The organism is Pseudomonas sp. Marseille-Q0931 (assembly GCF_940789645.1).
Lineage (GTDB): Bacteria > Pseudomonadota > Gammaproteobacteria > Pseudomonadales > Pseudomonadaceae > Aquipseudomonas.
The window spans coordinates 994,751-1,021,540 of record NZ_CALNWT010000001.1 but is presented as its reverse complement, the minus strand read 5'-3'; the positions used below and the strand labels follow the sequence as shown (position 1 = coordinate 1,021,540).

21 protein-coding genes and 2 pseudogenes are annotated in these 26,790 nt (G+C 59.8%); 9 read left to right on the top strand and 14 right to left on the bottom strand.

What is annotated here, in order from left to right; translation table 11 throughout:
• Positions 1–47: 47 nt before the first annotated feature.
• Genes P3C50_RS04930 through P3C50_RS04920 form a run of 3 tightly spaced genes read right to left on the bottom strand, consistent with a single transcriptional unit; the run spans position 48 to position 5,913 of the window.
• On the bottom strand, positions 48–3,197 hold the full coding sequence (locus P3C50_RS04930) for an efflux RND transporter permease subunit (RefSeq protein WP_275545098.1): 3,150 nt from the start codon (positions 3,195–3,197) through the stop codon (positions 48–50).
• Complete coding sequence (locus P3C50_RS04925) at positions 3,194–4,654, bottom strand: efflux RND transporter periplasmic adaptor subunit (protein WP_275545097.1); 1,461 nt, start codon at positions 4,652–4,654, stop codon at positions 3,194–3,196. Before P3C50_RS04925 ends, P3C50_RS04930 begins: the two co-directional genes overlap by 4 nt.
• Complete coding sequence (locus P3C50_RS04920; protein WP_273233481.1) at positions 4,651–5,913, bottom strand: TolC family protein; 1,263 nt, start codon at positions 5,911–5,913, stop codon at positions 4,651–4,653. Before P3C50_RS04920 ends, P3C50_RS04925 begins: the two co-directional genes overlap by 4 nt.
• Positions 5,914–6,908: 995 nt before the next feature.
• Here P3C50_RS04920 and P3C50_RS04915 point away from each other — a divergent pair.
• Positions 6,909–7,181 (top strand): CopG family ribbon-helix-helix protein, encoded by a 273-nt coding sequence (locus P3C50_RS04915; protein ID WP_012018603.1) that lies wholly within the window; start codon positions 6,909–6,911, stop codon positions 7,179–7,181.
• Positions 7,182–7,285: 104 nt separating this feature from the next.
• Here the strand turns inward: P3C50_RS04915 and P3C50_RS04910 are convergent.
• The 6 genes and pseudogenes from P3C50_RS04910 to P3C50_RS04885 all read right to left on the bottom strand — a co-directional run.
• Positions 7,286–7,375: pseudogene (locus P3C50_RS04910) on the bottom strand (transposase domain-containing protein); the annotation flags it as partial.
• 901 nt (positions 7,376–8,276) lie between these two features.
• Positions 8,277–8,418 (bottom strand): annotated as a pseudogene (locus P3C50_RS04905) (AraC family transcriptional regulator); the annotation flags it as partial.
• Positions 8,419–8,908: 490 nt separating this feature from the next.
• Positions 8,909–11,749, bottom strand: coding sequence for a hybrid sensor histidine kinase/response regulator (locus P3C50_RS04900; RefSeq protein WP_275545096.1), 2,841 nt, complete (start codon positions 11,747–11,749; stop codon positions 8,909–8,911).
• A gap of 347 nt (positions 11,750–12,096) precedes the next feature.
• Positions 12,097–12,645, bottom strand: coding sequence for a peroxiredoxin family protein (locus tag P3C50_RS04895; RefSeq protein WP_275545095.1), 549 nt, complete (start codon positions 12,643–12,645; stop codon positions 12,097–12,099).
• Between the two features lie 12 nt (positions 12,646–12,657).
• Entirely contained in the window at positions 12,658–13,278 is a 621-nt protein-coding gene (locus P3C50_RS04890) for an isochorismatase family cysteine hydrolase (RefSeq protein WP_275545094.1), read from the bottom strand.
• 89 nt (positions 13,279–13,367) lie between these two features.
• Entirely contained in the window at positions 13,368–14,192 is an 825-nt protein-coding gene (locus P3C50_RS04885) for a hypothetical protein (protein ID WP_275545093.1), read from the bottom strand.
• 293 nt (positions 14,193–14,485) lie between these two features.
• Here P3C50_RS04885 and P3C50_RS04880 point away from each other — a divergent pair, with 293 nt between their 5' ends.
• Positions 14,486–16,549: a PAS domain S-box protein gene (locus P3C50_RS04880; RefSeq protein ID WP_275545092.1), complete on the top strand. Its 2,064-nt coding sequence runs from the start codon at positions 14,486–14,488 to the stop codon at positions 16,547–16,549.
• A 139-nt stretch (positions 16,550–16,688) separates the two neighbouring features.
• Positions 16,689–17,039, top strand: coding sequence for a hypothetical protein (locus P3C50_RS04875; protein ID WP_275545091.1), 351 nt, complete (start codon positions 16,689–16,691; stop codon positions 17,037–17,039).
• Between the two features lie 15 nt (positions 17,040–17,054).
• Here P3C50_RS04875 and P3C50_RS04870 read toward each other — a convergent pair whose 3' ends face one another.
• Together P3C50_RS04870 and P3C50_RS04865 are read right to left on the bottom strand one after the other, a co-directional pair.
• On the bottom strand, positions 17,055–17,453 hold the full coding sequence (locus P3C50_RS04870; RefSeq protein WP_275545090.1) for a response regulator transcription factor: 399 nt from the start codon (positions 17,451–17,453) through the stop codon (positions 17,055–17,057).
• A 78-nt stretch (positions 17,454–17,531) separates the two neighbouring features.
• Entirely contained in the window at positions 17,532–18,161 is a 630-nt protein-coding gene (locus P3C50_RS04865) for a response regulator transcription factor (protein WP_275545089.1), read from the bottom strand.
• A 361-nt stretch (positions 18,162–18,522) separates the two neighbouring features.
• On the opposite strand from P3C50_RS04865, the gene P3C50_RS04860 reads away from it, so the two are divergent.
• The 5 genes from P3C50_RS04860 to P3C50_RS04840 all read left to right on the top strand — a co-directional run bounded on the left by P3C50_RS04860 (position 18,523) and on the right by P3C50_RS04840 (position 23,248).
• Entirely contained in the window at positions 18,523–19,038 is a 516-nt protein-coding gene (locus tag P3C50_RS04860; RefSeq protein ID WP_275545088.1) for a hypothetical protein, read from the top strand.
• Positions 19,039–19,124: 86 nt separating this feature from the next.
• Positions 19,125–19,949, top strand: coding sequence for an alpha/beta fold hydrolase (locus P3C50_RS04855; RefSeq protein WP_275545087.1), 825 nt, complete (start codon positions 19,125–19,127; stop codon positions 19,947–19,949).
• A 53-nt stretch (positions 19,950–20,002) separates the two neighbouring features.
• Complete coding sequence (locus tag P3C50_RS04850; RefSeq protein ID WP_275545086.1) at positions 20,003–20,569, top strand: cysteine hydrolase family protein; 567 nt, start codon at positions 20,003–20,005, stop codon at positions 20,567–20,569.
• A gap of 98 nt (positions 20,570–20,667) precedes the next feature.
• A complete protein-coding gene (locus P3C50_RS04845; RefSeq protein ID WP_275545085.1) occupies positions 20,668–22,104 on the top strand; it encodes a catalase in 1,437 nt (478 codons plus the stop codon).
• 91 nt (positions 22,105–22,195) lie between these two features.
• A complete protein-coding gene (locus P3C50_RS04840; protein WP_275545084.1) occupies positions 22,196–23,248 on the top strand; it encodes an aldo/keto reductase in 1,053 nt (350 codons plus the stop codon).
• Positions 23,249–23,511: 263 nt separating this feature from the next.
• On the opposite strand, the gene P3C50_RS04835 is transcribed toward P3C50_RS04840, so the two are convergent.
• Complete coding sequence (locus P3C50_RS04835; RefSeq protein WP_275545083.1) at positions 23,512–23,976, bottom strand: low affinity iron permease family protein; 465 nt, start codon at positions 23,974–23,976, stop codon at positions 23,512–23,514.
• 70 nt (positions 23,977–24,046) lie between these two features.
• The gene (locus P3C50_RS04830) at positions 24,047–24,544 is read right to left on the bottom strand and encodes a ferritin-like domain-containing protein (RefSeq protein WP_275545082.1); all 498 of its coding nucleotides are present in this window, start codon (positions 24,542–24,544) and stop codon (positions 24,047–24,049) included.
• Positions 24,545–24,927: 383 nt separating this feature from the next.
• Between P3C50_RS04830 and P3C50_RS04825 the strand changes: the two genes are divergently transcribed.
• On the top strand, positions 24,928–25,401 hold the full coding sequence (locus P3C50_RS04825; protein WP_275545081.1) for a hypothetical protein: 474 nt from the start codon (positions 24,928–24,930) through the stop codon (positions 25,399–25,401).
• Between the two features lie 172 nt (positions 25,402–25,573).
• On the opposite strand, the gene P3C50_RS04820 is transcribed toward P3C50_RS04825, so the two are convergent.
• Entirely contained in the window at positions 25,574–26,449 is an 876-nt protein-coding gene (locus P3C50_RS04820) for a manganese catalase family protein (RefSeq protein WP_275545080.1), read from the bottom strand.
• Between the last annotated feature and the right edge of the window lie 341 nt (positions 26,450–26,790).

Here is a 26,790-nt window from a genome sequence, read left to right as displayed (position 1 = left end):
TACCCGGGCAAGTCAGCTTGGCGCGTGGCTTGCCCGGGTTTGTAAAGCTATAGCTCCTGCGGTGCGCGAACCTTCTGTGTATGCTGCCTTCGCATCAGCCAGTAGGCGGCCGGCAAGACCAGCATGGACATCAGCGGGGCGGTGATCATGCCGCCAACCATGGGGGCGGCAATGCGCTTCATCACCTCTGAACCCGCTCCACTGCCCCAGAGAATGGGCAGCAGGCCGGCAATGATCACGGCAACCGTCATCACCTTGGGACGGACACGCAGCACCGCGCCTTCCCGAATGGCCTCAAGCAGGGCCGGATCACCGCTGCGTCCGGAGTCCAGCCGAGCATGCCAGGCGTTCTTCAAATACAACAGCATGATCACCCCGAACTCGGCCGAGACGCCGGCCAGGGCAATGAAGCCGACCCCAGTGGCCACCGACAAGTTGAAGCCGAACCAATAGAGCAGCCAGATGCCCCCCGACAGGGCGAAGGGCAGGGTGGCCATGATCAGCAGGGCCTCGCTGAAGCGGCTGAAGGTCAGGTAGAGCAGCACGAAGATAATCAACAAGGTCGCCGGCACCACCCAGGACAGCCGCGCATTGGCGCGCTCCAGGTACTCAAACTGACCGGAGTAAGAAACGGTCATGCCGGCGTCGAGTTTTACCCGCTCAGCTACGCGTTGCTGCAGCTCACGCACGGTCGATGCCAGGTCGCGCCCACGGACATCGACATACACCCAGCCTGACAGGCGCCCGTTCTCGCTGCGCAGCATCGGCGGCCCTTCGGTCAGGCTAACCTGGGCGACGGTGCCCAAGGTGATCTGCTGGCCGGCAGGGGTGAGGATCGGCATACGCCTTAGCGCCTGGGGACTGTCCCGCCACTCCTTGGGATAGCGCAGGTTAATCGGAAAGCGGGCCAGTCCTTCGACCGTCTCGCTGATATTGCTGCCGCCAATGGCACCCGATACCACCGCCTGTACGTCCGCAATACTCAGGCCGTAGCGTGCCGCGGCCAGGCGATCGATCTGGATATCCACATAGCGCCCGCCGGTGAGGCGCTCTGCCAGCGCGGAGCTCACCCCAGATACGTCTTTGGCCACCGCCTCGATATCGCGAGTAATGCGCTCGATATCGACCAGGGAGGTTCCGGAGACCTTCACGCCGATGGGGCTCTTGATCCCCGTGGCCAGCATGTCGATGCGGTTGCGAATTGGCGGCACCCAGATGTTGGACAGCCCTGGGACTTTCACCGCCCGATCCAGCTCTTCAATCAGCTTCTCTGGCGTCATACCTGCGCGCCATTGTTCGCGCGGTTTGAACTGCACGGTGGTCTCGAACATTTCCAGCGGCGCCGGATCGGTAGCTGTCTCCGCTCGCCCGGCTTTGCCAAATACCTGGGCCACCTCCGGCACCGTAAGGATCATGCGGTTGGTTTGCTGTAGCAGTTGGGTTGCCTTGCTCGCCGGCAAGCCGGGCAGGGCCGAAGGCATGTACAACAGATCGCCTTCGTCCATGGGCGGCAGGAACTCTCCTCCGAGCCTGCTGAGGGGCCACAGACTGGACACAAAGACCAGCACGGCCAGCGCCAGGGTCACCTTGGGCCAGGCCAGCCCCCACTCCAGCACCGGCCGGTAAGCGCTGATCAGCCAGCGGTTCAAGGGGTTCTGCTGTTCGCTGGGGATATGCCCACGAATCCAGTAGCCCATCAGCACCGGTACAAGGGTGACAGAGAGGCCGGCGGCGGCGGCCATGGCATAGGTCTTGGTAAAGGCCAGTGGGCCGAACAGGCGTCCTTCCTGGGCCTCCAAGGTAAAGACCGGGAGGAACGATAGGGTGATGATCAGCAGGCTGAAGAAGAGTGCCGGCCCTACCTCGGCCGCGGCTTCGCCGATCACTCGCCAGTGCGCCTCGCCCTGGAGCGGCTCATTGGGGTGCCGCGACTTCCAGGTCTCGATGTGCTTGTGCGCGTTCTCGATCATCACCACGGCGGCATCGACCATGGCGCCGATGGCGATGGCGATCCCCCCGAGCGACATGATGTTGGCATTGACGCCCTGGTAGCGCATGACGATGAAGGCCATCAGGATGCCCAGGGGCAGGGTGATGATCGCCACCAGCGACGAACGCAGGTGCCAGAGAAAGATCAGGCAAACCAAGGCAACCACCACGAACTCTTCCAGCAGTTTGTAGCTGAGGTTGTCGATGGCACGGTCGATCAGTTGCGAACGATCATAGGTAGTGACCACTTCGACGCCGGCGGGCAGGCTGGCTTTCAGGCTGTCCAGCTTGGTCTTCACGGCAGCGATGGTGTCCCGGGCATTCTTGCCGGAGCGCAGGATGACCACGCCACCGACCACTTCACCCTGGCCGTCCAATTCGGCGATACCGCGACGCATCTCTGGCCCCAGTTGAATGGTGGCCACCTGACCTAGCAGCACCGGAATTCCGCTTGCCGAAGCCCGCAGCGGCACATTGCGAAAATCATCCAGGCTCTCCAAATAGCCCGAGGCCCTCACCATGTACTCGCGCTCAGCCAGCTCCAGGATGGCGCCGCCGGTTTCCTGGTTGGCGCTCTTCAGCGCCGCTTCGACTTCCTGCTGAGTTACCCCATAAGCCACCAACTTCTGCGGATCGAGCAGCACCTGGTACTGCTTGACCATGCCGCCGAGGGTGGCCACCTCGGCCACGTTGGGCAGGCTCTTGAGCTCGTACTTGAGAAACCAGTCCTGCAGCGCCCGCAGCTGGGACAGGTCATGCTGGCCGCTGCGGTCGACCAAGGCGTACTGATAGATCCAGCCCACGCCGGTGGCATCCGGGCCCAGAGTGGTGGTGACGCCCTCGGGCAGGCGATCCTGGGCCTGGTTGAGGTACTCCAGCACGCGCGAGCGCGCCCAGTAGAGATCGGTGTCGTCCTCGAACAGCACGTAGACGAAGGAGTCGCCGAAGAACGAGTAGCCGCGCACCGTCTTCGCCCCCGGGACCGAGAGCATCGTGGTGGCCAGCGGATAGGTCACCTGGTTCTCGACGATCTGCGGCGCCTGGCCGGGAAAGCTGGTTCTGATGATGACCTGGGTGTCTGAGAGATCCGGCAACGCGTCCACCGGCGTGTTGCGCAACGACCAGATCCCTAAAGCGGTGATGAACAGGGTCGCCAGCAGCACCAGGAAGCGGTTGCCTATCGACCAGTAGATCAGGCGCGCGATCATGGCTGCTCTCCTTGCTTGTCGAGCCGCTCTATTTGCAAGCCGGAGTCCGTCTGACGAGCGCCGATGCGTACGTGATCCCCGGGATTGAGTCCCGCAGCTACTTCAGGGCTGGCCAGCGGAAATGCCATGGTCATGCCGGGCATGTTCAGGCTCTCGAATGGACCGTGCTCCAGGGTGACCTCCTCGGCGTCCAGGGCACGAATCACGCCATGGGACTCATGGAGTTTCTTTGCATTGTCCTGCTCGACATGGCTGGCCACGACACCCTGGAGGCTGGCCTCCGAGTCGATCAGGAACTGGCCGGAGGTAACGACCGACTGTCCTTCCTCAAGACCGGACAACACCTCCAGACGCCCATCGGCCTCGCGGCCCAAAGTGATCTCCAGGGGGCGGTAGCGCCCATCGGCTTCGGCCAGCATCACCAGCGCACGCTTACCGGTGCGAATCACAGCTTCACTCGGGATCAGTAGCGCGGGTTGTTCGACGCTGCTGTTCAGGCGCACGGCGGCGAACATGCCGGGGCGCAATTTACCGGCGGGATTGGTGAGCTCGCTGCGCACCGTGAGCGTACGCGTCTGCGAGTCGGCACTCGGCAGCAAGGCGACGACACGACCTTGCAGAGGCTGTTCTGGGAAAGCGGTCAGGGTGGCGGTGATGCTCGCGCCAAGCTGAACCGCTCCAGCTTGGTCTTCGGGGATTGCGGCATCGAGCCAGACCGTGGACAGCCCGTTGATCCGCGCCAGGTCCTGGCCGGCTGCCACGGTCATCCCGGCACGCACTTCCAATGCCTGCAGCTCGCCGGCGATGGGCGTGGTGATGGTCTGAACCGCCCGTGGCTGGCCGCTGCGACGAACCTGCTCGACCAACGATTGAGGCATGCCAAGCAGGCGCAGGCGCTCCTGGGTCGCACTTATCAAGCGCGTGTCAGCAGTACGCAACACAGCCAGGAACTCCAGCTGGGCGGCAGACCATTCGGGAATCAGCAGGTCGACGAGGGGCGTACCGGCGGGCAATACATCGCCAGGGGCGTGTCCGTAGACCCGCTCGACGAACCCACCCGCTCGGGCCTGCAGGTTCGCCACCTCGCGCTGGTTATAGGCCAGGGAACCGACGGCCTCGATACCTGAAGGCAGCACACCGCGAGTCACTGGCGCGGTGCGCATCCCGAGGTTTTGCACGGCTTGCGAGGGCACGCTCAGGGTCGAGGAGTCCTGCCCAGCATCTGCGTACTTGGGGACAAGCTCCATATCCATGAAGGGGGACTTGCCTGGTTTATCGAAGCGCTGGTCAGGTTGCATCGGGTCATACCAGTAGAGCACTTTGCGCTCATCCGTCGGTGCGGAAGTTGGCATGACCTCATGTTTGGCCGGCCTCTCGGCCAGCAAGTAGCCACCGCCTGCCGCGGCAATGCCCATGGTCAGCAAGGCCGCGGAAAAACCTAATGCTGAAATCTTCATTGCAGGCCCTCCACATAGGCGTAGTACAAGCTCGCGGAGAGCTGGCTCAGCTTGCGCTGCTGTTCGATCTGTCGCAGCTGAGCCTCGATCAGCTCGCGCTGGGCGGTGATGACGGATGCCAGCTGACTGTTGCCGGCCTGATAGGCGGCCAGTTCAAGATCGGCACGTTTGCTCGCCAGAGGGATCAAGGTTTTCTCGGTACGCGCCAGAGCTCTGCGTAGTTGCTCCAACTCGGCAAGGCCGCTTTCCAACTCAGCCTGATGGGCGCGCAGCAGCACTTCCTGCTCGGCTTCCATCTGCGACACGCTCTGTTGCTTGGCGTTGATCTTGGGGCCCTGGCGTGTGCCGACGAACAAGGGCAGGTCGAAGGTGAACTGCACCATCACCATGTCGCCGAACTGGTTGTCGCGGTTGTTGTAGGCAAACTCTACGCCCCAGTCAGGTGTCTTCTCGGCTACAGCCTCATTCAACTCTGCGCTGGCCTCGCCAACCCGGGCAGACGCGGCACGCAAGTCGGGATGCTGAGCCAAACGGTGCCGCAGGTGGGGGGCATCCAAACTCAGGCTGGGCACATCTCCCGCCAGAAGCTGATCGGCTTCGTTGCCTATCCAGCGGCGTAGCTTGGCCCGAGCAATCGCCACGTCGCGACTCAGCTCATCTCGCCGATCCTGCAATGCCAAAGCCTCCTGGTCGGCCAGCAGCAGTTCGCCAGGCTGAGCGCTGCCGCCGGCGATCAGCGATTGCACCGTCGAGCGGAGCAGCTCGATTTGGCGGTCCAGTTGATCGAATAGAACAACGCTGTGCTCGGCGTAGTACACATCCAACCAGCTCAATGCCGTCTGGCGTTTGACCTCAAGCTGCATGGCGCGCTGCTCGGCCTCGGCCCGGACAACGGAGGCCTCGGCCAACTGACGGCGGGCCTGGCGTTTGTCGCCATTGGGAACCTCTTGCATGAGCCCAATGCGGCGCATGGTCATCGAATCCCGATTCAGGGTGTAACGATCAGGCCCCTCGATGGGCAGGTTGTCGATGCCGAGAATCAGCTTGGGATCGGGCAGGGCGTCTGCGGGACCTACGGCCTGCTGTGCCGAGGCGACCTGTGCTTGTCGTGCCAGGTTCTCAGGTGCGCGCTGTTCGGCGAGTGCCTGCGCTCGTTCGAAGGTTAGGGGCTGCGCCTGTGCAGCAACCCAGGGAACTGCCAAGAATGCGGCAGCAAACACACCGAGATAGCCACGGTGTAGGAAAAGGAAAGCGGGCATGCTTTCGCCTCCAATGCGATTGATCGAGGTCGCCACCAAAAGCGTGGTCGCGACGATGCGCCTGGTTTAAAGGCGCGAAGATCACTGCATTAGACGAAGCGAGGAGGGCGCCAGAGTCCTGCGGGCTCCCGCTTAATCACCGACTGGGTCAGCAATATCTCGGGGCGTGAGGGAAGAGGGGATATGCTCTTGATAACGGTGGCCTGGAGAAGTCCTCCGGTCTTGCATTCCTGGCCGGATTTGCAGGGGGACTTACTGGCCATCCCATCAGACTTATCCATTTGCTCGCAGCACGGAGCATCGGCCATTGCATGACCCTGATGATCGGCGCTCTGCATCGGGCAAGGTTGTGCAGGCATGCTGAAAGCCGTACCGCCGAAGCTCGGCAGCACGAGGCTAGCAATCATTACCAGGATCAATCCAATCCGACGCACAGCAATTCACCAGGCGGGGCGATAGGGCGACGATAGCAGATTGCCCCGGGGCATGAACGCTCGTTTTGACAATAACAGTGCTTCGTTGATTTGGATCAAACAGAGTGTCATGCAGGGTATCGGGCTCAACTGGTAGCTCCGTTTAACCGGATTTCTCAGCTCGTAGGGTTCGCACCACCCATTCGGCGCGCTAGCACAAGACCGGCCTCGCTAGCCGTTAAGTCGAGCCCCTAGGTGCTTGGGTCCTAGTCAAACATCTGTGGTTAGCCGAGGTGCAGGAGCTGCCTGCTTCGGGCATACCCAATCAGGCACCAAAAGCGAATTCTATAATTGTTCTATAATCACTCTATAATCGACTATAAACCCGGTTCTAGAGCGCTCGGCGCTGCCTAAGAAGCCGATCAGTTGCTGTATGCATGTGTCACTTAGATACTGCATACAGGGGTAACCATCCGGCAAAGACATCTGGTTGGCGAGACTGCTTTCGGCTCGGCAGTAACGAAATGGCCAGTCATAATGGACGACAGTCCGCAGCCCTTCGTTGCGTAGGAGTAGCCCATCATGATCTGCCCAATCGAAACCCGGGTTATCACGGCTCACGTCCCAGTACAGCTAGCTGAGAGAGTCGATCAGATGGCCGCACATCTGGGCCGCTCCACGGACTGGATTCTCAAGCAAGCCTTGGCCACATGGATTGATCAGGAAGAAGAGCGCGGCCGCCTGACCCGAGCGGCCCTGGCCGATGTGGACGCAGGCCGCGTGATCGATCACCAAGCAGTTCAGGCCTGGGCCGACAGCCTTAGCAGCAATACACCGTTGCCGGTGCCTCGCTGAAGGTCATTTGAGTAGGTGACCAGTAAGCGTACGGGGAATACGTCTTGCGCAGGTTAGCCCGGCATCCATTGATGCGGCAACAGGTGCTCAATCTCACTGGCCTTCTACGTCGGCAACCGCGTCAGTACATCGTTGAGGTACGCGTACGGATCATGCTCGCTCATGCGTGCCGACTGGATCAGGCTCATGATCGCTTGACCGTTATGATGTGTCACCCAGCGGCAATGTGATCACCGCCGCTTCTTCAGCCGGCCGCCCGGCAGTCGCTTGTACCGGCACGAATGCCGGCAGGCCGAGGGGCGGTCGAGGTAAATCGGCAGCCACTTGCGGATCACGTTGGCGTTGATGCCGTGGCTGATGGCGACGCCGGAAACTGTGGCCCACCGGTTGCCGGCATTCCTGCGCGACCTGGGCCTTGAAGGTTTTTGGATAGGAGCTTCGTTGGCGCATGGGAATCCTGGCGATAAGGGTGATCGCGTCCGGTAAAAGATGGGTGGCCACCATCACCCTTAATGCTGGAGTTCAGAAGGTGTGTTCACCGGGCGCTTACATACAAGGATTCCATCATCGAAGTCGAGAAGGAAATCCCGGACCACCGGAAGCTCGCCATTGAGGTGAAGAAAGTTAAGCTCGTGGAAACGAGCGAAAGTCTCGAAAAGTGGCTGTGGGTGTTGCGGCATGGGGGGATCGACCTGAAAGAATGCATCTAAATCAGCGCTTCTGGATCAGTTTAGAGCAATATCCGGGTCTGGTGATTATCGGATATTGCAACGCTCAGCTCTATCGCGGACCTTGTCTCTTAAAACCTGTAAACCCCATGATGCTAACTAAAAATATTCGTCAAAACAGCCAGTTAGGATTGATGCTCGATCTTTAAAATCGGAGAAATGAAAGGTGCCCGATTGATGCCGGAAGCGCCCCGCAGTTGCTCATGGGCGGCCGGGGGCGGATTGCACATAGAGATGTAGCCCGCAGAGCTCTGAGAGTGGCAATGGCCATGGGGCGTAGTCGCGGCTGTAGCACCTCGACGAACTGCATAACACTATGGGCGCTGCCGATGCCAGAACGCGTGCATGCGTCGACTAGAGTTAAGGCCGTGCCGCCATTCCAGCGTTTGAAGGCGTGGAGGAAGTTGGAGACTTCGCCACTGCCTAGGCGTGAAGCGGTTTCCATCAGGGGCAGGCCGCCAGTAGCCCGCAGTTTGACGTACCTCAACCATCAGCAAGCGGAATCAGCTATCGTTTTTATCGGGATGCCGCCGGTGGCGCCACCCATTTACTTAGCTCCAGTAGCTGCAGAGCATGCATGCTTTACTGGCGCGGTGCGGAACTTTGGACCTCGGAAAGAGGCGTCAGCCCGTTCCCAATTTTGAAAATCAATCTGCGTCGTTTCAGCGCAAGCTACAAGCTACCCGATCCCTATGGCATTGATTTTCAAGAGTCTCCACTTTAAAAGACAGACTTCCAGTCTTTTAAAGTCACCCACAGTTGAGGCTGACCGCAAGGCAAAGGCTGAAGGCTTCGCATAATATATATTATGTTAAATTGCATATGGAAAGGTCCTCCCGAGTGCAGAATGCTTCCCGAGCCCTTCGCCCAAGTAGATGAATCCGTTCCTCTGTCATTACTCGATCCCATAAACCACACCTGACAACTGCCGTGAGATTGGATATCCAATCCCTTGTTAGAGATGGCTGGAACCCTACTGATCGCGCCCTCAGATCGGGCCTACTCGGCAGCCATCAGCTCTTGAACTCTTGTAATGAGTGAATCCACAGAGAATGGCTTCGTGATCACCTGCATTCCAGGTTGGAGTTGCCCATTACCGACGGCAGCGTTTGCTGCATACCCTGTTATGAACAGCGTCTTCAGGCCGGGGCGAAGCTCTCTGCCGGCGTCAGCCATCTGCCGCCCGTTCATGCCCCCTGGAAGACCCACATCGCTGATCAGCAGATCGATATGCACATCGGAGCGCAGCATCTTCAGACCGGCAACACTATCGGCTGCCTCAATGACCGAATAGCCACGCTCACTCAACGCATCGACCAACAGCATGCGAATGGTCGGCTCGTCATCGACGACAAGTATCGTTTCGCCTAGCTCTGATAGCTCTACGGCATTCGAGTAGAGCTCTTCCCGCTCCGCATCAACGCTGCCGAAGTATCTTGGCAGATAGATGGTCAGGGTCGTCCCGACACCGACTTTGGAGTGGATACGTGCCTGCCCTCCTGACTGTTTCGCAAAGCCATAGATCATCGATAGCCCGAGGCCGGTGCCGTGCCCTATCGGTTTCGTCGTGAAAAATGGGTCGAAGGCTTTAGCGATAACGTCTGGTGCCATGCCGAAGCCCGTGTCTGTGACGCTTAGGGCAAGGTACTGGCCCTCGGTGAGATCATGTGTTCGCGCAACCTCGCGGTCCATCCAGCGGTTGGCCGTCTGGATGGTTATCCGGCCCCCGTCAGGCATCGCGTCCCGTGCATTGATGCACAGGTTGAGTAGCGCGTTCTCGAGTTGGCTACTGTCGACCTTCACCGGCCAGAGTTCAGCCGTTCCAAGCGTTTCGAGCGTGATGCTCGGGCCTACCGTTCGCTGTATGAGCTCGGTCATTCCCAGCAGCAGCGCATTCACATCCGTGGGGCGCGGGTCGAGCGTCTGCCGGCGCGAGAATGCCAGGAGTCGGTGTGTCAGCGCGGCCGCGCGCCTGGAGGCTCCCTGAGCCGTCAGTATGTACTTCTCGAGCTCGCCTAATCGGCCTTGAGCAATACGTACGCTCATCATTTCCAGGGAACCGGAAATGCCCGCCAGCAGGTTGTTGAAGTCGTGAGCCAGGCCACCTGTGAGCTGACCCACTGCTTCCATTTTCTGCGACTGGCGAAGTTTCTCCTCGGCTTGCATCAGCTCTGTGGTGCGTTCTGCAACGCGCTGCTCCAGGGTATCGTTGAGCGCCCTCAACGCCGCCGTTGCTCGGTCTCGCTCATCCATAAGCGCCCGACGCTCCTCCACATTGATCAGCACGCCCGGGAAGTTCTGGGCGGTGCCGTCATCGGCGAGTTCGACACGCCCGTTCGCTTCGATCCAGTAATACCTCTGGTCCGCACGCCTAACTCGGTACTGGTGAGAGAAGGCGCCGCCACGAGCGATCACATCGTCGATGGCTGAGATCATTCCTTCTCGGTCATCGGGGTGAACCGTCGCGATAATTTGCTCAAGGCTTAGCCCCTTGAAACCCAGTGCCGGGTCGAGTCCAAAAGCCTCGGCAAATGCTTTGTCCACCGTGAAGCGGTCGGTTGGCACATGCCAATGCCAGGTGCCAATGATCGCCCCTGCTGCCAGGGCGAGTTGAACGCGTTCGATATTCTCGTGGGCAAGCGCCTCGCTGGCTTTTAGACGCTCCTGAGCGTTGCGCCTCGCAGTGACGTCATTGAAGAAGATGCCGAGCTGTCTCTCAGTGGGGTCACCCACCGGCACAGCCTTGACGTCAAACCAGCGCTCGAAGGTATTGGCGTAGCTTTCAAAGGCCAGCGGCTCTCGTGTTTTGGCGACATGCCCGTAGGTGTCAAACCAGAATTGTTCCAGTTCAGGGGCATATTCGGTCACCCACTTGTCACGCAAGTCGATACCCGCCTCACGTTCAAACGCCGGATTGACCTCGATGAAGCGGTAGTCGACGGGATGATCCTGGGCATCGAACTTGACCTCGACGATGGCGAACGCCGTCTCGATCGTCTCAACGATTGTTCTGAAGCGCTCTTCGCTTTTACGTAAGGCCGTTTCCGATTTTCGCCTTGATGTCAGGTCGAGCATCGCCCCGATCATGCGTAGTGCTTTGCCATCAGCGTCGCGGATTACATGGCCTCGGTCGAGTACCTCAGCGTAGGAGCCGTCATTGCGTCGAAAGCGGTACTCTTCACTCCAGGAGTTGCCGTCCCCATCAATTACAGCGTGGATGGAGTTGTATATGCGCTTCTTGTCGTCTGGGTGAATGTGCTCCAGCCACCAGTCGCTGGAAGTCTCCGATGCCAATAGCGAGTAGCCATAAGCATCGGCGAGCGCGTCATTCCACAGGACTTGATTGGCTGCCAGATCCCAGTCCCAGATAGCGTCGTTGGTCGCTTTGGCTGCCAGACGATAACGCTCCTTCGTTTCCTCCATCGCGCGACTATCGAGGTGTTCCTTTGTACGATCACGCAAAATTGTCATGAAACCGAGATGTGCGTGCTTTTCCGAGTACAGCGGCATGGTTTCGCCAGATACCCAGATCGACCGACCGTCCTTGCGCAGGTGCCAACGTTCGTTCGAGGCATAACCGAATTCGATTGCCTGCTGCATTTCGGATTCGACAAGGCCGTCATCTCGATCCTGAGCGGTATAGATACGCGCCACGCTCTCGCCGAACATCTCCTCCGTACTCCAGCCCATCACATGCACGGCTGCCGAGTTCCAACCGGTAATGGTGCCGGCTGGATCAGTCAAGATGATCGCGAAGTCCACAGCACTGTCGAAAACGGCTTCCTGACGCGCTGCGTCCTGAACGGAGCCTGATTGCTCTGCTCGGCGGCATTCATCCACCTCAGACTCTACGCCGGCTCGTCTAAGGGCCGCGCGCAGGCGCTCATTTTCGGATTCGAGCTCCTCACGGGTTAGGCTTTTCAGAATATGGCTCTCGATAACAGCGCTACAGGCGCAGATCCCGCAATCCACTCATCATAAGCAAGTCGAGCGTTTCTGGACCCTGTTTCACAGGTTGGTGACTGGTGCCGGTAACCTTACCGGACAATTGCGATTGGCAACACCGCGCGTGCCCGGCAATCATTCTTCGCTACCAGCACTTTTCAGCATTGACCCTGGAAAGGCTCGGCCATTGCCGCTGCTGCAACAACCGCTGAACGGCTTCCACCAAGATCTACCCATTACATTCAAGGTGCGCAGACACCATCCGCACATCCCGACGCCTGCTCAGCTGTAGTCAACGGTTCCCCTTCGTTCAAGACGCCAGCTTCAGCAATCAACCATGCGATCTGGGCTCCTAGCTGCAACTCATTGACGCGCCCGAAGTAGTGCTGACGAATGCGCCCTTGCTTGTCTATCAGCACCATGCTCGGGGTACCGTGCATTGCATAGGCCCGCATGGTCAGGGGTGCAGAACCCCGAGGGTCCGGGAGGTCGACGGCGACTGGAAAGGTGATGCGGTACTCGTATAGAAACGCCTCGAGAGAGACGGGGGTCATTGCCTGGTGGTGTTCGAATACCGTGTGCAATCCGATGACGGCAACCTGCTCGGACGGAAAGGTTGCCTGGACCCGCTGAGCTTGCGGCAGACCTTCGCTCACACACCCTGGGCAAAGCATCTGGAAGGCCTCCAGGACAATCACCTTGCCGCGCAGACGCTCCAGGCTAAGGGGTTCGGAGGTATTGAACCAGCGCTCTACCTGCCAAGCCGGCGCCTGGCTGTACGACTCAGTCATGGTTGTTACTCCTTATCCAAGGGCAACGATGAGCTCGCTTGTCGTGGCGATCACATGTGCATAGGTTGGACCGTTGATTTCATGGGCGGCATGCATTGCCTCGCTCGAGAAAGCGGCAGTTGCATCGCGCACCAATGTCACGTGATAACCCAGTTCGGCGGCCCACTTTCCAGTCGATTCAATGCAGGTATTGGCCAGCATGCCGACCAACACGACCTTCTCCACCCCCAGCTGCTTCAGCTGGAAATCCAGGTCGGTATTGGCGAAACCACTTGCGCCCCAATGCTCCTGCACAACGATGTCCCCAGGCTGAGGCTGAAAATCGGGATGCCACTCCCCTTCCCAACTATCCGCCGCAAACACTTGCAGTTGTCGAGCTCCTAGCTGGTAAGGGCTAGGATGCTTCCACATCAAAAAGTCGCCAGGACGCGCGCGGTGATGCGGCACGAAGAGCACCTGGATGCCCGCGGCACGTACTGCCGCGACCACGTTTCGCAGGTTCTGCAGCGTGCCAACCGCATCCGCTACCAGCTTGGCCTCGCCACTCAACTTGCCGCCTTCGCTGAGAAAGTCGTTGTAAGGGTCTACCAGCAAGAGAGCGGTTCTTTCTCGGGCGTAGATGGGAAGGCTCATGACAGACTCCACGAGATGAGGATCGAGCCAGGTGCAGCAGGTGATCACCCCTGCTGGTTGGCGCCGCTATGCGGCTGCTGGCTCAGACCTTAAGGTTGCTGTTTCCAGGTGGCGGGCAAAGACAGATCGCCAGAAGCCACATCCCAGACGCCAGATACGCATAACAGCGGGTTGTGCAGATCGGCATTGACCTGCAGCGCAGCGCTCACCCCGTCGTAGTTGAAGCTCTCAGGGAAACCCACCGCTTTGAGCGGCACTCGGATCTGCGCGGCATTTTCCTTGACGCTCAGATCGTAGCCGGGGGAGTCGATATAAATCGGCGCGCCGGGCCAGGTCGGCGGCAACTTGGGCTTGGCACCTTCGGGGATGTCACGCACCTTGAGCCCCGATGGGCCGCAGGTTTCGTCCTTGGTCAGTACCACCCAGTGCGAATGCCACAAGCCGCCGTCGTTGTCATTCTTGCCGTCGCCGTTCTCGTCGAGCTGCGGGGTGTCGTCGAAGTCCGGATGGGAAGTCAGGGCCAGGGCGAGAATCCCGGATTTCTCTTCAAAACCCACCGCACCGCTATCCAGGCTGGTCGGCCAGACGTAACTGTAGACCTCGGCGCCGGCGAAGCTGCCCTTGGGCGACGGAATACGGCTGCCGGCCTTGCCGTCGACCAGTTGCTCGAAGACCAGCATGTCGCCGTCACGTGAGACGCGGGTGTGCACCAGGTCGAAGGCGGCGTCGACCTTCGCGGTCTTCTCGCTGTGGATGCCTCCAGGCTCATGAGCCAGCGCGCGCGCTGCGAAAACGGCGACAAGCGTCATCATCAAGAACGTGGCCAGACCATGCTTTTGCGGCGTTGATTGGGATGGGTCAACGCGGCGGCTGAGGTTTTTTTCGCTGGCCAACGCGGTACGTGAAGTATTCATGCTCGGCTCCTGCTAGTTAAATATTCCGGGATTGATTAGGATTTCTGGATACGAATATTTCCGCACTCCCAAAGCCCCTACAGCTGCCAGGCCTCGAATTATTCGCTGGAGATCAGCGAGTAGCATTTCGAACCTGTGTTCACTGGCAGTGCGTGAATGGATAGTGAGACGCCCCGATACAGCCCGCCATCAGACCGGCGGACATTCAGCTCATATCTTGGTATGAGCCACGTTGGCATCAGCGACAGGTAGACGCGTGCGACGCACGCCAAATCCCTACAGGACGGTGCGGCATGATCGATGATCGCGAACTGACGTCAGACCTGGGCTCGGACATTCTCGAGCTGATCCACGAGAGCATTTTTCTGCGCGATCTCGAGGGGCGCATTCTCTACTGGAACAAAGCCAGCGAAGAGCTATACGGCTGGAGCAGCGCCGAAGCGTGCGGGCAGATAGCCCACGACCTGCTCACCTCGCAGCCCGCCGCCTCGATTCTCGAGTTCGAAAGCCAGGTACGCTCAAGTGGCCGCTGGGATGGCGAACTACAGCGCATCAACGCGGCGGGTGAGCATGTGTTGATCGAAGCGCGCTGGTCACTGCGTCTCGATGCTCAGGGAAATACCATCGGCATCGTCGAAACGGGCCGGGACATCACGGCACGACGCGCCACCGAGCTGACCCTGGTGGAAAGCGAGTATCGATACCGCAACCTGTTCCAAGCCATGGCCGCATCATTCTGGGAACTGGACTTCACCCAGGTCGGGGCAATGGTCAAGCGCCTCTTCGCCAGCGGAGTGAAGGACCTGGGCAAGCACTTCAACGACCACCCCGAACTGGTTCGCGAGATGATGCGCGCGACCCGCGTGCTGGACATCAATGAGCAGACGGTGGCGCTATTTGGTCGTGGCGATAAGCAGGAAATGCTCACCTCGGTCGAGCCATTCTGGCCCGAAGCGAGTACGCAGGTATTTGCACAGAGCATTCTTGCCGCCGTATCCCGCAAGCTCAGCTACGTCAAGGAAACGACCCTGCGCACGATCGACGGCCGCGAGTTCGATGCGCTGTTCACCGCCTCCTTCCCGCCGGAGAACATGCAAAAAGGCATTCTCATGGTCGGGGTCATCGACCTCTCTGCCCGCAACCAGGCGTTCGCGGCCCTTGAGCAGAGCGAGTTCCGCTACCGCAACCTCTTCGAGGTGATGGCAGTGTCGTTCTGGCAATTGGACTCGAGCGGTCTCAATCAGTTATTTGCCGAGTTGCGTCAACAGGGTGTCAACGATCTCTCGACCTATATCGACGAACATCCGGAATTCGTCGAAAAAGCCATGTCCGCCAGCGTGGTCATCGATGTCAATCAGCGTACGTTGACGTTATATGGAGCAAAGGACCGCGCCGAGATGCTGGGCCCGGTCACCCGTTTCTGGATTCCGGGCCAATACGATGCCTTCCGACGCAGCATCGAGGCCGCTTATCGCGGTGAGTCAGGCTACCTTACGGAAACCAAGACCCGCGCCCTCGATGGCCGGGAAATCGACGTACTGTTCTTCGTCACCGCACCGCCGCAAATGCGCGCCAAGGGCATGGTCCTGGTCGGCAACATCGATATAGGCGAGCTTGTCACTTCGCGTATGGCGCTCGATAGCATGCAAGCGGACCTGATGCATGCCGCACGTGTATCGATGCTTGGCGAGCTGACGGCGTCCATCGCTCACGAGGTCAACCAGCCTCTGGCTGCCATCGCTACAAACGGCGAAGCCGGTCTGCGCTGGCTCAACCGCCCCGAGCCGGAAATCGGCGAGGTCCACGATCTGACGGTACGCATGGTGGCCGATGCCCGCCGTGCCTCTGACATCATTGCGCGCATCCGCACCATGGCCAGCCATCAAGCCCCTCAGCGGGTAACCTTGCCATTGAACAATGTGGTCAAGGAAGCCGTGCAGTTCCTCCGCCACGAGCTGCAGGCGCAGAACGTCGAGCTGTGCCTGGCGCTGACGCCGAACCTGCCGCGCATACGCGCCGATCGCACCCTGTTGCAGCAGGTGATCGTCAACCTGGCGGTTAACGCCATGCAAGCGATGGCTCATGCCCAGACTGCCTCACCGAAGTTGACCATCAGCACGACGAGCCTGGATGCCTCCAGTATTGAGCTGTTGGTTGAGGATAACGGTCCCGGTATCGCCAGCGACAACCTCGACCGACTGTTCGACAGTTTCTTCACCACGAAGAAGACCGGCATGGGCATGGGGCTGCCGATCTGCCGCACGGTGGTACAGAGCCTGGGGGGCAGCATCTACGCGGGTAATAATGCGCTGGGCCCCGGAGCGCGCTTCAGCGTAAGCCTGCCGACGGTTAGTTGATCCCGCCTCTCATACCATGGTTTGCAGGTGGCTATGCCCATCGATGATTGGCGTCCGCCTCTGCTCCCGCGATCATCGAACATGACCGGTATAGGCCGGCAGCAACCCTCGCGGTATCCCCCAGACAGGGAGCACATCGATGAGCAGGCAAGTGAAAGGCAGATTTGGCCTCGGCAAGCTGTTATTGATCCAGGCCACGGCACAGCAGACGGCCACCCTGCACGAACAATTGCTAGCTGCGGCCACAGCCACTCTTCGCTTGCCCGGCTGCATGGTTTGTCAGCTTCATGCCAGCAGGCGCAGCGCACGGCACTGGATCATGCGGTTTGAATGGCTGGATCAGCAGGCGCTGCAGCTCAGCATCGACAAGGTACTTGAGCCACTGCTACAGCAGCTATTCGACAGTGGCGCGCTCAGTGCCTTGCAGGTGTTCGGCGGGCCAGATGCGTTCCCGCCAGCGGATGTTCTGGACGATGTCGAACCGATATAGCGCACCTGTCAGCCATTATCTTTCGCCTTCCGGCTCCAGGGCCTTGCCCACGCACTTGAGCAACGAATCTGCCGCGAATGGCTTCTGCAGCAGGCAAACCGCCCCGCTCTCCCGCGCCCGCTTGTGAATATCGCTTTCGGTACGGGCCGTCATCAATACCACCTTCGCCTGACCATTGGCGGCAATCAGCTTATGCGTCAGATCGATGCCGCTCATGCCAGGCATCTGTATATCGGCGACAACGCAGGCGAAACGTGACAGGTCGCCAGAGCCGAGAAAGTCCTCGGCATTGGCGAAAAATTCGGTGATGTAACCCATCGAGCGCAGCAGACTGGAGGTCGCCAGTCGCAGCGATTCATCGTCATCAATGATGGAAATCAGGTCATGCGGCACATCTACATCCTCGATGCGCACCGGCCGGCTTGTGCCTACGCGGCGCGACTTTCAAAAACGTGCCCGGGCGCTGGCCCGGTCTGAAGCCATACGCAAAGCTCACAGACTTCCGTCCGCCTTGAGCTGCAGCGCGCTGGCCATCTTCACCAGGTCGGCCAGCGAGCGCGCCTGCATCTTCTGCATCGCATGCCCCCGGTGGATTTTCACGGTGATCTCACTGAGGCTCAGGCTGGCTGCTACCTGCTTGTTCATTTTCCCGGCAGTGACCAGCGCCATGACCTGACGCTCGCGCAGGCTGAGACTGGCGAAGCGCTCATGCAGCTTCGCGACTCCACGCCCCTGCTCGCGCTGCATACGGTCCTTGTCGATGGCGGCTGCCACCGCATCGAGCATGTCCTGGTCACGAAAGGGCTTGGTCAAAAAGTCCACCGCGCCGGCCTTCATGCTGCGCACCGACATGGATATATCGCCATGGCCGGTCATGAACACGATAGGGATCGGGATGTTCATCTCGAGCAACTGACTCTGGAAGTCCAGCCCGCTTTTTCCTGGCAGACGCACGTCCAGCACCAGGCAAGACGGACAATCAGGGCGCTCGGCATTGAGAAAGTCCTGGGTCGATCCGTATTGCTGCGTGGCCATGCCTACCGAGCGAAACAGACTGTCGAGTGCCTGTCGCAGGGATTCATCGTCATCGATGATGTGCACCAGCGAAAGCGGGTTGGGCATCAGGTGCTCCTTTGAAGGTGCGCTGGGATCTGTACCTGCATTCTAGTCAGCAGCCTTGCCAGATGGACATCGCCAACTGGGGCGTTACGCCAGACCATTGGTTCAATCGCCTCATACCTAGGTATAGGTGCGCGCCTATTCAGCGGCCTACGGGCGTGCCTGTAGCCGTTCCGATAGCTGACTCATACTTAGATATAAGCGGCAGCGACCCTTCGTAGAATGGTTGCCCGAAGCCCGCGTTCCTATAGTCGATCTCACCAGGCCAACAGTTTCGACCGGCCTGACAAGACGGCACTTCCGTGCAGTTGCCACTGGCATACGGAGCCCTCACCAGCGGTTTGTCTGCATGAGGAAAAGGAACATGGCCACTTCACTGTCCGCGCTCGGCATCATCCACACCACGCTGAGCCTTCTGCCCGTCATCGCCGGCGCCTACGCCTTCCGTCAATACGGACGCATCATTCCCGACGTGGCCAGCGGCCGCTGTTATCAGTTCGGCCTGTTCGCCTCGGTGGTCACCTCCTTCGGCCTCTCCAGCACGGGTGGCTTCACCACCGGGCATGCCCTCGGCCTGATCGCGCTGGCGGCCATCGCCGTCGGCCGCAGCGCGCAGCATATGTGGCGTTTGGGTAAGGCTCGTGAATACTTGCAGGTCAGCGCCATGAGCTTGAGCTACCTGGTGCTGATGATCCCCGGACTCAACGAATCGCTTTCGCGTCTGCCGGTTGGCAATCCCATCGGCAACGGCCCCGAATCACCGCAAGTGAAGGTCGCGGTGTTAATCGCTGTACTGATCTTCCTGATCGGCCTGAGCTACCAGCTGCTGCGCCTCCGCGGCCAGCAAGCGCACCTGCCACAAGCCGCCTCCCATCCCTGACCCACCCATGCGTGCGCCGACCATCACCCATGATCGGCCTGCCCGCTGCTTTGCCTGTGATACCTCAAACGAAAAAGGAGAAGACCATGAGCACAATCACCACTCGCGACGGCACCGAGATTTACTTCAAAGACTGGGGCAGCGGCCAGCCCATCGTCTTCAGTCATGGCTGGCCGTTGAACGCGGATAGCTGGGAATCACAAATGATCTTTCTGGCCAACAACGGCTACCGCGTGATCGCCCATGATCGCCGTGGCCATGGCCGCTCCAGCCAGCCTTGGGACGGCAACGAAATGAACTGCTACGCGGACGACCTCGCAGAACTGATCGAAACGCTCGACCTGCAGGAAGCGGTGCTGTTCGGCTTCTCCACCGGCGGCGGCGAGGTTACCCGCTACATAGGTCGCCACGGCACCAAACGCGTGGCCAAAGTCGGCCTGATCTCTGCGGTCCCACCGCTGATGCTGAAAACCGAGGCCAACCCCGGCGGCCTGCCGCGCGAAGTGTTCGATGGCATTCGCGCAGGCTCCCTGGCCGACCGTTCGCAGTTGTACAAGGACATCGCCAGCGGTCCGTTCTATGGCTACAACCGCCCAGGCGCCAAGCCCTCCCAGGGCGTGATCGATGCGTTCTGGATGCAGGGCATGATGGCCGGACACAAGAGTGCCTATGACTGCATCAAGGCGTTCTCCGAGACCGACTTCACCGAAGATCTGAAGAAATTCGACGTGCCCACCCTGATCCTGCATGGCGACGACGACCAGATCGTGCCGGTGGATGCGGCCGCCCGCGCCTCGGCCCAGCTGGTGCCTCACGCGAAGCTGGTGATCTACCCCGGCGCTCCGCATGGCATCACCGATACCCACAAGGATCAGCTCAACAACGACCTGCTGGCATTTGTGCGCAGCTAAGCACTCGTATGCCCGCCGCAGTTTGGCGGGCCACCTCGAATAGGAGAAACGCAATGAACGGCAAGCAAGCACTGATCGTGGTGGATATTCAGAACGACTATTTCCCTGGCGGCCTGTGGACCCTGAGCAAGGTCGAATCCGCTGCCGCCAAGGCGGCTCAGGTCATCGCCGTATTCCGCGAGCGTGGCGACCTGGTGGTGCATATCCGCCACGAGTTCACGAGCCAGGACGCCCCCTTCTTCCGGCCCGGCAGTGAAGGCGCACAGATTCATCCCAGCGTGCTCAACCACCCGGGCGAGCCGGTCGTACTCAAGCATTACATCAACTCGTTCCGCGAGACCGAGCTGAAGCAGGTGCTCGACGAGCACGGCGTAAGCGAGGTGGTGGTAGTCGGCAACATGAGCCACATGTGCGTGGACGGCATCACCCGCGCCGCCGTCGACTTCGGCTACCAGACCACCGTGCTGCACGACGCGTGCGCCACCCTCGATCTGGAGTTCAACGGCGTGAAGGTGCCGGCCGAGCAGGTGCATGCAGCCTTCATGGCGGCGCTGCAGTTCGGTTATGCACCGGTCATCTCCACCGCCGAGTACCTCGGTCAGGCCCGCAGCGCTGCATGAGGACTCATTGCTGAAGGCGGACGAGTCGTCGGGTTGAGACTTGTCCGCTACAGCAGCGGGCCGTCCCAGCCGCCATTGCTTATTCGAAGGAGCAAAAAATGAAGAAGCTCACTACCGCCTCCGGCGCTCCAGTCGTAGATAACCAGAACATCCAGACCGCTGGTCCGCGTGGCCCGGCGCTGTTGCAGGACGTGTGGTTCCTGGAAAAACTCGCCCATTTCGACCGCGAGGTAATTCCGGAGCGGCGCATGCACGCCAAGGGCTCTGGCGCCTACGGCACCTTCACCGTGACCCAGGACATCAGCCGCTACACCCGCGCCGCGCTGTTCTCCCAGGTGGGCAAGCAAACCGACATCTTCGTGCGCTTCTCCACCGTGGCCGGTGAGCGCGGTGCTGCTGACGCCGAACGGGATATTCGCGGTTTCGCCATCAAGTTCTACACCGAGCAGGGCAACTGGGACCTGGTGGGCAACAACACGCCGGTGTTCTTCCTGCGCGATCCACTGAAGTTTCCCGACCTCAACCATGCGGTGAAGCGCGACCCGCGCACCGGCATGCGCAGCGCGCAGAACAACTGGGACTTCTGGACCAGCCTGCCGGAGGCGCTGCATCAGGTCACCATCGTCATGAGCGACCGCGGCATTCCCGACGGCTACCGACACATGCACGGTTTCGGCAGCCACACCTTCAGCTTCATCAACGCGGCTAACGAGCGGCACTGGGTCAAGTTCATCTGGAAGAGCCAACAGGGCATTCGCAACCTCAGCGACGCCGAGGCTGGGCAGGTGGTGGCCGGCGACCGTGAGAGTAGCCAGCGCGACCTGTACGACAACATCGAACAGGGCAACTTCCCATGCTGGACCTTCTACGTGCAGGTGATGCCGGAGCAGGACGCCGGCCGCTACCCCATCAACCCCTTCGACCTGACCAAGGTCTGGCCGCACAAGGATTACCCACTGATCGAAGTCGGCGTACTGGAGCTCAATCGCAACCCGGAGAACGTCTTTGCCGAGGTCGAGCAGGCCGCCTTCAACCCGGCCCACGTGGTGCCCGGCATCGGCTTCTCGCCGGACAAGATGCTTCAGGGGCGACTGTTCTCCTACGGTGATGCGCAGCGCTATCGGCTCGGCGTCAACCACACGCACATCCCGGTCAACGCGCCGCGCTGCCCGTATCACAGCTACCACCGCGACGGGCAGATGCGCGTCGACGGCAACCAGGGCGCGCGCCTGGCCTACGAGCCCAACAGCTTCGGAGAATGGGCCGAGCAACCCGAGTTCGCGGAGCCGCCGCTGACGCTGGAGGGCGCTGCCGATCACTGGAATCACCGCGTCGACGAGGACTACTACTCGCAGCCCGGCGCGCTGTTCCGCCTGATGTCGCCAGCGCAGCAGCAGTCGCTGTTCGACAACACCGCGCGGGCAATCCGCGGCGCCTCGCAACAGGTGATAGAACGGCACATCGGCAACTGTGGCAAGGCCGATCCGGCCTATGGTGCCGGGGTTGCCGCCGCTATCGAGCGGCTCGGCCATTAATCCGTGACTTCCTTGCATGAGGGTGGCGCGACGCTCCCTCACGCTTTTTTACATGCGATGGCCGCCTTTATCGGCCATCAGGAGGACTTCCATGCGTTACAGCACCTTCGGCCGGCGCACCGGCCTACGCGTATCCGAGCTCGCACTGGGCACTGGCAACTTCGGCACTGGTTGGGGCCATGGCGCCGAACGCGACGAAGCCCGGCAGATTTTCGACGGCTATGTCGAAGCCGGTGGCAACTTCCTCGACACCGCCAATGGCTATCAGGCGGGCCAGGCGGAATCTCTGCTCGGTGAGTTCATCGCATCCGACCGCGATCATTTCGTTCTTGCCACCAAATACACCATGGGCACGACACCGGCGGCCGGCGTTTCCCAGCTCGGCAACAACCGCAAGAACATGGTGCGCGCAGTAGAAGAAAGCCTGCGTCGCCTGAATACCGACCATATCGATTTGCTCTGGGCCCATATCAGCGACGAGCTGACGCCGATGGAAGAAATCATGCGCGGCTTCGACGACCTGGTGAGCGCCGGCAAGATCCACTACATCGGCCTTTCCAACTTCCCCGCCTGGCGTGTCTCGCGTGCCGACTTGCTGGCAGAGTTGCGTGGCTGGGCGCCTGTGGCCGGCATTCAGCTCGAATACAGCCTGGCGGAGCGCAGCGCCGACCGAGAGCTGATACCCATGGCGGAGGCCCTGGGCCTGGCCGTCACGCAATGGTCGCCGCTGGCAGGCGGCCTGCTGACGGGCAAGTACCGCAGCAGCAGCGAGGACAGCCGTGCAACCAAGTTGGGCATGCTCGTGCATGCTGAAAACGGCGCCAGGGAGACTGCGATCATCGACACGCTGATCGATGTCGCCAGCAACATGGGCAGCACGCCGACCCAGGTGGCCATTGCCTGGCTGCTACACAAGGCCCGGCAGTCCAGCACCAGCTTGATCCCAATCCTCGGTTCGCGCACTCGCGCGCAGTTGGACGCCACGCTTGGCGCGCTCGATCTGACATTGTCCGAAGCGGATTACGCACGCCTGAATGACGCCAGCGCGATTGCCCTTGGCGTACCGCACGAGCAAACCATGGAGATGCAAGCCTCTCTGACGGGAGGGTGTCACCTCGAACGTGTCAAGATCCCGGTCGCCTAGCCGATGGGTCGCCTGGCCGCTCGTAACGAAAGGTGTCGCGAGCGGCATACTTGGCCTAGGCATCAATCGCTCAGTGCCAGCCACTGCGCCACGCGCGGTTATCGCTCCGCGCTGTCCACCATCACCGGTTCTTTCACTCTTATGTGAGTGCAGCGCGGCGAAGTGGAAACCTGACAGGCAGTCCAATCGTGCAGCAGGAGTATGACCTTGCCGTTCGGACTGTTCTTGTTCACCAGGGCGAAAATCAGTTGCGCAACGCTGTGCTACTGAGGCTGTTCATTATCTTTGCTTTCGTTCTCGGCGTCGGCCTTCCCTTCGCTGTCATCTCCCGCCCGCGACAGCTCATCGAGAAGCTTGTTGATTCGTGCGCCTTTAGGGCCGTCTTCACTGAAAAGAGCGGCGTAGTGCTTTCGCAGCGACCGAAGTTCCCCAGCCGAGAGTTCGTCCAGATTCAGCAGCGCGTTGTGGGCGTCCTTGGTCGTGCGCAGCAATTCATCCAGCTTGATGTGGAGCACGTCGTTATCGCGGTTCTGGGTGTTTTGAATGAGGAAAACCATCAGAAACGTGATGATGGTCGTTGTCGTGTTGATGATCAGCTGCCAGGTATCGTTGAAGTGGAAAAAAGGACCACTACCCGCCCACACCAGCAATAACAGGATTGCTACAAGAAAGATTCTATGGTCGCCAGACCATCGCGATAACACCTGGGCAAATTGAGTAAAGGTCATGTCCAATTCTCCAAGCACTGCTCAAGTCCAAGCGCAGGCGACCGTTGGGTCGCCTGCCTGCCGGCCGGGTTCAGGAGCTCATCGTCGCAGCCTGATTACCACCCTGCTCAGCGATCTTGCTTAATTTCTCATCGGTCGCTTTTTCCTCGACCAGCGTCGCCTTGAGCAGCGAAACCGCTTCCTTCAGGCCCAGATGTTTCGCCATAGCAATCAAGGTGCCATAGCTGGCGATCTCGTAGTGCTCGACCTTTTGCGCGGCGCCGATCAGACCTGCGTCCAGCACTGCGCCCTTCTCGATTTCGTCGATCAGTTCCTTGGACTCCTCGACCAGACCTTCCATGGCGACGCATTTCATGCGCTTGAGCTTGAGACCGGAGGCCTCAACGAGCTGGTCGATACGCTCGATCTGCCCTTGAGTTTCTTCAAGGTGAGCCTTGAACGCGTCGGCGAGCAGCGGGTTGGTAGCCGCTCGTGCCATGCGCGGCAGTGCCTTGGTGATCTGTTTCTCCGCGCTGTAAACGTCGGATAACTCATGAATAAAAAGATCTTCAATCGTAGTGCGAGCCATGTTGATCTCCAGCTGATATTGGAAAGAAACGAGAATGTCCCGTTTTTGCAGCTTGCTAAGAATCGACTGCGGACGCTCGGCCGAGGTTCATGCTTTCTGCCACCCAACAGCCGAATCGGGGATGGGTGGAAAAGAGTGGAACGCCCTATTCGGAGCGGCCGTCCTAACCTCACAGCTGGACTTCGAATGTTCTGTTTTGGAGTGGTTACGTTATGCGGATTGCCTGCCTTGGCTGGGGCTCGCTGATGTGGAAACCGGGAGTGTTACCCGCACAGTTGCCTTGGCGTCACGACGGGCCGGCCTTACCCATAGATTTCGCACGTGTTGGCGATGGAGGTGAGCTGGCAGCTGTGATCTGCCCTACAGCGCCCTTCACGAAGGTCATGTGGACCGTGCTCAGCACCGGTTCTCTAGCCGAAGCCCGCGAATTTTTACGAGCACGTGAACAAATTCCCTCGCATCAGCCATGGCTGGTGGGAGACACCGTCACCTGTGACCCCTCTCAACGCTTTCGCGCGCAAATTGCCAAGTGGGCGCGCCGCAGGGACATCGATGCGGTGGTGTGGACGGCCTTGCCGCCTCGTTTTGATGGAGACATCAACCGCGCACCGAGCGAGAAGGAAGCCGTTGAATATTTGGCGGCACTACCTGCGGGCAAAGCCGCCCACGCAGAGTTGTATATACGCTCCGCTCCCAGGTTCATATCGACGGGAATTCGCGAAGCTATCGAGCAACAACTTGGATGGTACCCATACGAATCCGCAGCTAGAGATTGCCGCTACCTGAAAGGCGGCTGCGCTGCCGTCACGAGTTGCAGCGATGTATCGCCAATAATGCGAAAAGCCGTTTCAAACTGAGAACCCGCGTCGCCGCACATTCCCAAACAAGCTCTGACCCGCCCGACTGCTGCTTCAGTCCAGCCTCCGGCTCGATTCGGCTGGTCGCCGTTTAGCGGCTGCGATTAGCGCAGCAGGCATTCAGATAGCGCAGAGGGCCTGCTCCAGGCCCCCTCCACTAACGACTGCAGCGCTATTTCTTTGTGACCCCGGAGCCAATATCGGCACCGGTAAGCGGGTCTGCCGCTGGATCCGACAGAGTGCGAGCAGCCATCTGGGCCAGGACTTTGCCGTCCTTGTCCGGCAGCGCAACGGTTGCCATGCCATCCCCACCATCTACTGCTGGGCTTGGCGAATCCACATAGATCCAATCGCCGCCCTGATTCCACGAACCTCGCATCTCGCCTTCGCCCTGCGACATGTTGAAGTACGTATTGGTGAACTCTGGCAGGCCCGGAAGCTTCCCCTGCGGGAAGTTGGGTCGCATCGAGTGGAGCGCCTTCTCAAAGGACTTCTGATGTGCCAGCTCTCGCGACATCAAAAAGCGCAGAGCGTCTTGAATGCCTGGATCATCGGTTACGTTGATCAACCGCTCATAGACGATTTTTGCACGCGCCTCGGCAGCGATATTCGAGCGTAGATCAGCGGAAGGCTCACCAATCGAATCGATGTAGGCTGCAGTCCATGGCACGCCTGCGGAGTTGACCAGCGCCGGCCCACCACCATACAGCAGCGAGGTAATGTGCGAATCATTACCGCCGCCAGTCAGCGATCGATAAAGCTCCGCCTCCGCCTCGACGCCCTCTGCCAACTGGCCCTTCGCGCCCTTGTTCAACATGCCAACGATGGTACCGATGACCTCGAGGTGGCTCAGCTCCTCCGTGGCGATGTCCATCAGCATATCCTTGCGACCTGCATCATCTTCAGCCAGGCCTTGGGTGAAATAGCGCATCGCGGCGGCAAGTTCACCTTGCGGCCCACCGAATTGCTCCAGCAATAAATTAGCGAGACCAGGATTGGGGCCAGCCACCCGAACGGTGTACTGGAGCCGCTTGTTATGTACAAACATTGGGCTACCTCTCACGGTTGTTTTCGCTTACGTCCTTATCGCGCCAAGCCATCCCTGAATGAACTTGACTGTTCACTTTTCTAGAGAAGCGCCCCTTCTGAATAGTTCAGCATGTCGGCTTAGCGGTGTCGTGAGAGACCTTCCATCCATCGTTTTGAAATTAGATTGGTCCGGAAGCGGACCGTGGCAAGTGTGAGCCCTGGCAGTAACTGAGAGACGTCACCTTCGTCACTAAAAGCGCAGCGGGAGCGACATTGTAATATGCATGATAGCCTTATGGCACACAGTGCATTTTGCACCGCGAGATCAGCCTTGAAATAAAAATAAGCTATTAAAATCAA

Bases quoted from the DNA above. Each gene is read 5' to 3' on its own strand.
- P3C50_RS04845 (WP_275545085.1), top strand. From the start codon at position 20,668: ATGAAGAAGCTCACTACCGCCTCCGGCGCTCCAGTCGTAGATAACCAG.
- P3C50_RS04860 (WP_275545088.1), top strand. From the start codon at position 18,523: ATGGCCACTTCACTGTCCGCGCTCGGCATCATCCACACCACGCTGAGC.
- P3C50_RS04890 (WP_275545094.1), bottom strand. From the start codon at position 13,278: ATGAGCCTTCCCATCTACGCCCGAGAAAGAACCGCTCTCTTGCTGGTA.
- P3C50_RS04835 (WP_275545083.1), bottom strand. From the start codon at position 23,976: ATGACCTTTACTCAATTTGCCCAGGTGTTATCGCGATGGTCTGGCGAC.
- P3C50_RS04840 (WP_275545084.1), top strand. From the start codon at position 22,196: ATGCGTTACAGCACCTTCGGCCGGCGCACCGGCCTACGCGTATCCGAG.
- P3C50_RS04850 (WP_275545086.1), top strand. From the start codon at position 20,003: ATGAACGGCAAGCAAGCACTGATCGTGGTGGATATTCAGAACGACTAT.
- P3C50_RS04920 (WP_273233481.1), bottom strand. From the start codon at position 5,913: ATGCCCGCTTTCCTTTTCCTACACCGTGGCTATCTCGGTGTGTTTGCT.
- P3C50_RS04915 (WP_012018603.1), top strand. From the start codon at position 6,909: ATGATCTGCCCAATCGAAACCCGGGTTATCACGGCTCACGTCCCAGTA.
- P3C50_RS04895 (WP_275545095.1), bottom strand. From the start codon at position 12,645: ATGACTGAGTCGTACAGCCAGGCGCCGGCTTGGCAGGTAGAGCGCTGG.
- P3C50_RS04855 (WP_275545087.1), top strand. From the start codon at position 19,125: ATGAGCACAATCACCACTCGCGACGGCACCGAGATTTACTTCAAAGAC.
- P3C50_RS04820 (WP_275545080.1), bottom strand. From the start codon at position 26,449: ATGTTTGTACATAACAAGCGGCTCCAGTACACCGTTCGGGTGGCTGGC.
- P3C50_RS04930 (WP_275545098.1), bottom strand. From the start codon at position 3,197: ATGATCGCGCGCCTGATCTACTGGTCGATAGGCAACCGCTTCCTGGTG.
- P3C50_RS04830 (WP_275545082.1), bottom strand. From the start codon at position 24,544: ATGGCTCGCACTACGATTGAAGATCTTTTTATTCATGAGTTATCCGAC.
- P3C50_RS04880 (WP_275545092.1), top strand. From the start codon at position 14,486: ATGATCGATGATCGCGAACTGACGTCAGACCTGGGCTCGGACATTCTC.
- P3C50_RS04925 (WP_275545097.1), bottom strand. From the start codon at position 4,654: ATGAAGATTTCAGCATTAGGTTTTTCCGCGGCCTTGCTGACCATGGGC.
- P3C50_RS04885 (WP_275545093.1), bottom strand. From the start codon at position 14,192: ATGAATACTTCACGTACCGCGTTGGCCAGCGAAAAAAACCTCAGCCGC.
- P3C50_RS04825 (WP_275545081.1), top strand. From the start codon at position 24,928: ATGTGGACCGTGCTCAGCACCGGTTCTCTAGCCGAAGCCCGCGAATTT.
- P3C50_RS04865 (WP_275545089.1), bottom strand. From the start codon at position 18,161: ATGCCCAACCCGCTTTCGCTGGTGCACATCATCGATGACGATGAATCC.
- P3C50_RS04875 (WP_275545091.1), top strand. From the start codon at position 16,689: ATGAGCAGGCAAGTGAAAGGCAGATTTGGCCTCGGCAAGCTGTTATTG.